Source organism: Paenibacillus dauci, assembly GCF_000971985.1.
Classification (GTDB): domain Bacteria; phylum Bacillota; class Bacilli; order Paenibacillales; family Paenibacillaceae; genus Saccharibacillus; species Saccharibacillus dauci.
Map to the genome: position 1 here is coordinate 68,171 of NZ_KQ040803.1, position 7,470 is coordinate 75,640.

Consider the following 7,470-nt stretch of genomic DNA (forward strand, 5'->3'; position numbering starts at 1 on the left):
AATTAATGATTGTTGGTAATTACGAGTGGTAATGAACTTTAATTCTATATCGTCGGACATCATAATAAACGTTACATTTTTCGACAAATATTATTGAGAAAAATAGGACTTTTTTACTTATTAAAAAGTAAGTATTTTCACAAATAAAATAAAAAGCCTGCGACCCTCCAGAAATCGGAAAAGTCGCAGGCTTGATCATTATATAAATACTAAATATATAAATACCAAATATATAAAACGAAAATTATAGTTTCAGCATTTCTTCGAATTTCTCGCTATCCATCAGGCTACCCACATAGAAAGCGCCAAATTCGCCAAAACGTGCGCTGGCTTCGTCAAAGCGCATTTCATAGACCAACTTTTTGAACTGCAGGGCATCGTCGGAGAACAGGGTAACGCCCCATTCCCAATCATCCAGACCTACCGAACCGGTAATGATCTGTTTTACCTTGCCGGCATAGCTGCGGCCGATCAGACCGTGGCTGCGGATCATCTCACGGCGTTCTTCCATCGGTAGCATGTACCAGTTATCACCGAGATTACGTGTTTTGTTCATCGGATAGAAGCAGATATAACGGGAAGCAGGCAGCGCCGGTTTGAGACGGGCTACAACCTGTGGGTTCAGCATAGGATCTTCCTCGCTCTTGCCTGCCATGTAGCTGCTCAGCTCGACTACGCTCACATAGGAATATGCTTTGTCAGTAAAGCGAGCAAAGGTTGTTTTGTTGAATTCGGTCTCGATCTTATTCAGATCTTCCAGCGTTTCGCGCAGATGCATCATTACAAAATCGGCTTTTTGTCCAACAATGCTGTAGACTGCCGTGCTGCCGCTTCCTTCGGCACTGATCGTATTCCACTCATGGATAAGTGCATTCAATTCTTCGAGTGCACCTGCACGTTCTTCATCGTCGGCCGCTTTCCATGCCGTCCAGTTGATTGTGCGGAAATCGTGCAGGGCGTACCAGCCTTCCAGTGTAGCTACGGCTTCGTTCATAGAAAAAATCACTCCTGTATGTGTAAGTTGGTTAACCGTGTATTTCCGGGAATATAATAAGGCGCAAAGTAGAAATGACTGCGCCTGGTCTGCAAAACCTGACCCTATTATTGTAACCGAACGAGATGGACAGGGCAATTCACTTCACAGTCTGTTCATGGTTACTTCATTCAAAAAACGTTATTGATGTGCATTCTTGCAAACAATAGATCATGTTGAAGCACAGTGGTTATTCCGCCCATATTTTCACTTTATTTTCAGAGTGGAAAGTGAGCGTTTTGTGGTAGAATAGAATTCCGTATAAATGGGTGCAGCAGAAAGGGGGCGGAATATGCGCATCAAGAATTTACTTCATTTTACAGAGAATCATCGTTACTGCGTATACCGCGAATTTGGACTGGGCAGCCTGGACGAACGGATGCTGAACCTGGTCTACCAGCCGCTCACCGGAGCATTCGCCATCAGTCTGTACCGGCTGTTATGCGATCATGTGAACGCACAGCAGGTAGGTTATTCACCGGTTGAACAGCAGCGTGGATTATTCCTTACGCTGGGTCTGGAACCGGGGGAACGTGGACGCAAGCAGCTGATGGAACAGGCATCTCTGCTGGAGGCTGTGGGATTGCTCCAGACGAGCCGGGTCTATTTCCCGGATCAGGATGATTATATATATGAATACGAACTGCAGCAGCCGCTGTCCCCGGGGGAGTTTTTCCGGACACAGCATCTGACACTGCTGCTGCGGGACAAGATCGGCAAGTTTGCCGTATTGTCGCTGCGTGAGCAATTTTTTGGGAGACAGCCTGAAGGCTGGGATAGTCCGTCGGTACAGAAAGAAAATATCTCACAGCCATTCTATGATATATTTGAGCTGAATACGCATGTGATCGACTACGAACTGGAGCAGGCGCTGACCGAAGTGAGTACGCAGACTCGCAGCAATCAGCCCAAGCTGAGTGAAGACGATCTGATTAACTATGCGGATATTATTCGTTATTTCCCGCGTGGCTCGCGCAATCGGCAATTTGTAGAAAAGCTACGTTTTCAGCCGGAGCAGATGAATGTGCTCAGCTATATTGCCTATAAATACAAGCTGGATATTCAGGATATCTGCCGGATGCTGGATGAGGACGGGATCTTTACTACAGATGGCGAGCTCGCCGAGGAAGAGATTCAGCGCCGGGCGAATCTGCAGTTCCGTCAGGGCAAAAAGCGGATGGAAGAGCGGCAGATTCACGAAGCCAAAGTGGTATCTCTGCGTCAGCAGCATCAGGAACCGGCGCAGGAGACTCAGGATCTGCCGGTAGAACACGCGGTAGAGATGGAATACTATCTGGAAGTGCCAAGACAATTTACCGGCAAATGCGATATTCATCAATATAATATGATGCTGCGCAATCAGCCGTATACCCGGATGCTGGAAATGTTCTATCCGGGAAGTGTACCGAACAGTATTAATGATATTTTCGAGCATATCGATATTAATTATAAGCTGCCTGAAGAAGTAATGAATGTGCTTATTCATTATCTGCTGGCCGTCAAAATGTCCCAACCAGGTGAACGTCTGAGCAGCAAATTCGTCGACTGGATCGTAACGAATATGCTGAACCAGCAGGTCAATACGTACGAAAAGGCGGTTCGCTATGTACGCGAGCAGAACAAGCTGGATCTGCGGATCAGCGATCAGGCCAAGCTGAAAGGCAAGGAAGCCGCAGGAGGAACTGCCAAGCGCACCGGACGCAATTATGGACGCACGCCGGCACGCACCAAGCCGGAGATTCCGATTGTGGAAGGGTCGCAGGGGAAAACGTCCAGCATCTCCGACGAGGAGCTGGCAGAAGTTCTGCGTATGGCAGAGCAGATGCAGTCCGGCAAGAATGGCGGATAAGACCGTTCTACACAGCAGGTGCTGGCCAGAACGAATGCTATCTATTACGGATTCGTTCTGCCATATTCCCCGCCTAACAGCCACTTGCGGGCATAGAAAAAGGATGGCTGTCTTTTATACCTCAGACAGTTATAAGTAAGAGTTGAACAAACGGGAAGGGGCTACACACCATGGAATCCATCGGTGATCTGCTGCGGCAGATGAAGAGTACGCGCTTTCGGGAACAATCGAACAAGATTGCCACGCAGCTGTTCACGGACCCGCTGGTGCTGGAGCTTCGCAGCCAGCATCCGGAGCTGACCGATCAGGAGCTGATGACCAATCTCAGCAAGCTGTACCAGTATGTCGGGGATCAGCGTAACTGCGACAATTGTCCCGGACTCGATCAATGCCCGAATGATTTTCAGGGGCATTACACCAAACTAAGTGTGCAGTCTTCCGAAGAAGGAGCCAGGCTGCATGAACGCAAGACACCCTGCCAGAAGCAGCTGAGCAGACAGCATGAACAGCAGGTCAGACAGCGAATTCACAGCTTTTATGTGGATGATCGCGCGCTGAATGAAGGATATAACGCTGTGGAGATCGTTTCCAAAGATATCGAACGCGTCCCGGCGGTGAAGAAAATTTTTGATTACATTAATGAAGTAAAGCAGAATGGACTGCCTGCCAAAGGGCTGTATCTGGTCGGACATTTTGGTACCGGCAAGACTTTTCTGATGTCTTATATGCTGCATGAATTGGCCAAAGCCGGCTATACCGGCGTGATTGTATATATGCCGGAATTTGTGGAAGATCTGAAATCGATGTTCCAGGATAACAACCGGATGAAAGAAACGATCGAGATTATGAAAAATACGGATCTATTGATCTTTGATGATATAGGTGCAGAGAATCTGAATCCATGGGTACGTGATCATGTATTGGGAGCTATTCTGAATTACCGGATGGAACGCAAACCTACGTTTTATACTTCCAATTATTCGCTGGAGGCGCTGCTACAGCATCTTAGCTTCACCAACAAAGACGGGGAAGAACGGTATAAAGGTGAACGTCTCATGAACCGAATCGCTCCATTCGTGGACGTCATCAGTGTTAGCGGAGAGAACAAACGTGGCGATATTCCGGGTGAATAATTACTATTTTTAAATTATAGTAATTAAAAGTATAATAGTTACTAAAATATAGATAAGTATAATAAATTCGTATTATCTGTTTCGGAATCTCTATTCCTGTGTTATAATAGGGGTGTAATAGGTTCTATAGTTGTTTAAATAATGAATAATTCAAATAAAGGTATTCAAGGAGGAAATTTCCATGGCAATCGTTAATGTATCTGATCAATCCTTTACAAATGAAGTAGAAGGACAAGGCACAGTACTGGTAGACTTCTGGGCACCATGGTGCGGTCCTTGTAAAATGCTTGCTCCAATCCTGGACGAGCTGGCAACTGAAGTTGGCGACAGCGTAAAAATCGCTAAAGTCAATGTAGACGAAAACCCTGAAACAGCTTCCCGTTTCGGCGTAATGAGTATCCCTACAATGATCTTCTTCAAAGATGGTCAACCTGTAGATAAAGTAGTAGGTCTGAACTCCAAAGACTCCCTGAAATCCATCCTGGCAAAACATCAATAATTTTGCCTCGCTATAACGATAAGCAGTATAAGACAGCTGATCCTTTTGGAACAGCCTGACGGTACTGCACTAACCCCCGGTAAATACCGGGGGTTTTTTCTGTCCGATGCATGCAGTAATGGTATATTCATTCTTTAAAATATATCTTCAAATAATAGTTGAACAATGAATTACAAGAACGTATGTTGCCATAAACCTATCCGATTCCCTTCTGGAACTGCTATAATAGAAAAGGCATTAAAAACGAATTTGTCTCTAATAAGGATCTTCATTCACACACTATGCTTGTAACCATTGTTTAGAATTACCAGCAGATACCGCAATAGAGGCTACACAATCGCCATCCCTTATACAAATCCCCCTTATAGGGGTAATACATGTTAATATACCGTCTGCCTATCTCTCAACAATATATCTTGAGATCTTTTCTTTGGCGAATGCGAACCAGCATAGATAAAAGAGCAGCAGCAATCAAGCACGGAGCGAAGGAAAAGGAATTGGACCAAAGGACGACATTTAAGCCTGGAGATCCCCCTTTCCAATTACTCCTTAAGGATCTCCAGGCTTAACCGGAGGACGTGGTCCAATCCTTTTTCGCAGCGGATACTCTAGATAGCTTATTCTAGATCCTTTATTCTAGCTACTTTATATTGTTCGCTGGAATGCTGCTTTACCCTTTTAGATCAACTTATCTGCAGGTTTGTTTGTCAAAGTAAGAGACCCATATATTGCGATAATATACAGACACCCAGTAATCGCAAGATTCACCAGTGAAAGACAGGAAGGAGAAGTCTATGGATTCACATATGGAAACGATTCGCGAGCAGGAGCAGGCGATAGAGAATATCCGCCATAAGCTCGCCCTGCTGCCGGATTTACCGGGCTGTTATCTGATGAAGAACCGGGAAGGCACGATCATTTATGTGGGTAAAGCCAAAGTGCTCAAAAACCGTGTCCGGTCTTATTTTACAGGCAGTCATGATGGCAAAACCCAGCGTCTGGTCGCAGATATCCGCGATTTTGAATATATTGTAACCGGCAGTAATATGGAAGCGCTGATTCTGGAGTGTAACCTCATCAAAACCCATCAGCCCAAATATAACGTGCTGCTGAAGGACGACAAGACTTTTCCATATATCAAAATTACCAATGAAGAGCATCCACGTCTGGAAGTGACCCGGCGTGTGCTCAAAGATAAAGCCAAATATTTTGGCCCCTATCCCAATGCATTTGCTGCCCAGCAGACCAAAAAGCTGCTCGATCGCATGTATCCGCTGCGCAAATGCAAAGTCATGCCCAAAGAAGTATGCTTGTACTATCATATGGGACAGTGTCTGGCGCCCTGTGAATATGAAGTGCCGGAAAAGTCTTATGATGAGATTCGTCAGGAGATCACCCGTTTTCTGAGCGGTGGACATGAAGAGATCAAAAAAGATCTGCAGCGCAAAATGGAAGAAGCCGCTGAAGATCTGTATTTTGAACGAGCCAAGGAACTGCGTGACCAGATTCGCAATATTGATGCACTGATGGAAAAGCAGAAAATTACGATGGCAGATGCCCGGGACCGCGATATATTCGGCTTCTCTGTCGACAAGGGCTGGATGTGTGTACAGATTCTGTATGTGCGCCAGGGTAAAATGATCGAGCGTCATGCTTCGGTGTTCCCTTTTTATGGAGAGCCGTATAACGACTTTATGTCGTATGTGACCCAGTATTATAGCGATAACCCGGCAATGCCGCAGGAAATTCTGCTGCCGGCGATGGAAGCTTCTGCCGATCTGGAGAGTGCCAGCGACAAGGCACTGGATACTGCAGAACAAGAAGGTCTAAACGCGAATGATGGAGAAGGCTCAACAGGCATGAATGATCTGGCTGATCGAGTTGCCGAGACAGGCGAAGAATATGCTGTTCAGTCTGCCAAAATGGAAGCCGAAGCCGCTGAATTAACTGAAGCGTCGGGTTCTGACCAGCAAAATGCAAGTGATCCGGAAAGTGTCAAAGCAGCCGGAGGAGATCAGCTGGATGCTCCAAGCAGCGCCCAGATGCTGCAGCAGTGGCTCGGTATCAAAGTATTGATTCCACGCCGCGGCCTGAAGCGTCAGATGATTACAATGGCACAGGATAATGCCAGAGTCTCGCTGGATGAGAAGTTCCGCCTGATTGAGCGTGACGAAGAACGTACTTCCAAAGCCGCCGAGAATCTGGGACAGGCGATTGGTCTGAACAATTTGCATCGTGTCGAAGCGTTTGATAACTCCAATATCCAGGGTTCCAATCCGGTATCGGCGATGGTGGTCTTTATCGATGGTAAGCCAGCCAGAAAGGAATATCGCAAGTATAAAATCCGGACGGTTGAAGGTGCGGATGATTACGGTACAATGCGTGAAGTCATTCGCCGCCGCTATGAACGTGTGCTCAAAGAGAATCTGGAGATGCCCGATCTGATTGTAGTCGATGGTGGTAAGGGTCAGATTTCTGCTGCTGCCGATGTACTGGAAAACGAACTCGGAATATTCATTCCGGTCTGTGGACTGGTCAAGGATGCGAAGCACCGTACCTCCCAGCTGATGGTCGGTGATCCGGCTGAACCGGTCAATCTGGCTCGTGACAGTCAGGAATTCTACCTGCTGCAGCGGATTCAGGACGAAGTTCACCGATTTGCTATTACGTTCCACCGAGAGCAGCGCGGCAAGTCGATGATCGTGTCTCAATTGGATAGCATTCCGGGTATCGGAGAAAAGCGGCGCAAGCTGCTGCTCAAGCATTTTGGTTCCATTAAAAAAATAAGAGAAGCTAGTGTCGAAGACTTCCGGCCTCTCTCGATCGGCGATAAACTCGCCCGTCAAATTCTGGATGCATTAAAAGAAGAGTAGCCATAGTAAACTGTACCCTACAAGATGGACACTTTGAAAAAAAGTCATCTTGTAGGGTCTTTTTGTGTACAATAAAGAAAAAA

At 46.4% G+C, this 7,470-nt stretch carries 5 protein-coding genes; 4 read left to right on the forward strand and 1 reads right to left on the reverse strand.

Features of this window, described 5'->3' with window-relative positions; all coding sequences use genetic code 11:
- Positions 1-244 precede the first annotated feature (244 nt).
- The gene (hemQ, locus tag WH46_RS07560) at positions 245-994 is read right to left on the reverse strand and encodes a hydrogen peroxide-dependent heme synthase (RefSeq protein ID WP_017815701.1); all 750 of its coding nucleotides are present in this window, start codon (positions 992-994) and stop codon (positions 245-247) included.
- Between the two features lie 331 nt (positions 995-1,325).
- On the opposite strand from hemQ, the gene WH46_RS07565 reads away from it, so the two are divergent.
- The 4 genes from WH46_RS07565 (at position 1,326) to uvrC (ending at position 7,387) form a co-directional block, all read left to right on the forward strand.
- A complete protein-coding gene (locus tag WH46_RS07565) occupies positions 1,326-2,882 on the forward strand; it encodes a replication initiation and membrane attachment family protein (protein WP_017815700.1) in 1,557 nt (518 codons plus the stop codon).
- A 170-nt stretch (positions 2,883-3,052) separates the two neighbouring features.
- Complete coding sequence (gene dnaI, locus WH46_RS07570) at positions 3,053-4,015, forward strand: primosomal protein DnaI (RefSeq protein ID WP_046226271.1); 963 nt, start codon at positions 3,053-3,055, stop codon at positions 4,013-4,015.
- A gap of 181 nt (positions 4,016-4,196) precedes the next feature.
- Entirely contained in the window at positions 4,197-4,514 is a 318-nt protein-coding gene (gene trxA, locus WH46_RS07575; protein WP_017815698.1) for a thioredoxin, read from the forward strand.
- 794 nt (positions 4,515-5,308) lie between these two features.
- Entirely contained in the window at positions 5,309-7,387 is a 2,079-nt protein-coding gene (gene uvrC, locus WH46_RS07585; protein ID WP_046226272.1) for an excinuclease ABC subunit UvrC, read from the forward strand.
- Positions 7,388-7,470 lie beyond the last annotated feature (83 nt).